Origin of the sequence: Rhizobium acaciae (assembly GCF_025941625.1) — a bacterium.
Taxonomy (GTDB): domain Bacteria; phylum Pseudomonadota; class Alphaproteobacteria; order Rhizobiales; family Rhizobiaceae; genus Rhizobium; species Rhizobium acaciae.
Map to the genome: position 1 here is coordinate 1 of NZ_JAPCZO010000084.1, position 874 is coordinate 874.

At 63.5% G+C, this 874-nt stretch carries 1 protein-coding gene; it reads left to right on the forward strand.

Features of this window, described 5'->3' with window-relative positions:
• The coding region (locus OLZ32_RS39185; protein ID WP_264425742.1) for an NAD(P)/FAD-dependent oxidoreductase at window positions 1-874 on the forward strand (874 nt) is incomplete at both ends.

An 874-nucleotide genomic window follows, 5' to 3' on the forward strand; every position in this document is an offset into this window, starting at 1 on the left:
TGAAGCAGGTCAATCCGGAACTCTCCGTCGTCGTGCTGGAGAAGGGCGCGGAAGTTGGCGCGCATATCCTCTCTGGCGCCGTCGTCGACCCGATCGGCATCGACCGGCTGCTGCCCGGCTGGCGCGACGAGGCCGATCATCCCTTCAAGACCAGGGTCAGCGCCGATCACTTCCTGCTGCTCGGCCCCGCCGGCTCCGTTCGCCTGCCGAATGTGCTGATGCCGCCCCTGATGAACAATCACGGCAACTACATCGTCTCGCTCGGGCTCGTCTGTCGCTGGCTGGCGACCAAGGCCGAAGAACTCGGCGTCGAGATCTATCCGGGTTTTGCTGCAACCGAAGTGCTCTACAACGACGAGGGCGCGGTGATCGGTGTCGCCACCGGCGACATGGGCATCGAGAAGAACGGCGAGCCCGGCCCGAACTATACCCGCGGCATGGAACTGCTCGGCAAATATGTGCTGATCGGCGAGGGCGTGCGCGGCTCGCTCGCCAAGCAGCTGATTGCCAAGTTCGATCTTTCGAAGGACCGCGAACCGCAAAAATTCGGCATCGGCATCAAGGAGCTCTGGCAGGTCAAGCCGGAAAACCATCGGCCGGGCCTGGTGCAGCACTCCTTCGGCTGGCCGCTCGGCATGAAGACCGGCGGCGGCTCCTTCCTCTATCACCTGGAAGACAATCTGGTGGCCGTCGGCTTCGTCGTCCACTTGAACTACAAGAACCCCTATCTCTATCCCTTCGAGGAGTTCCAGCGCTTCAAGACGCATCCGGCGATCCGCACCACCTTCGAGGGCGGCAAGCGGCTGTCCTATGGGGCGCGTGCCATCACCGAGGGCGGCTACCAGTCGGTGCCGAAGCTTTCCTTCCCCGGCGG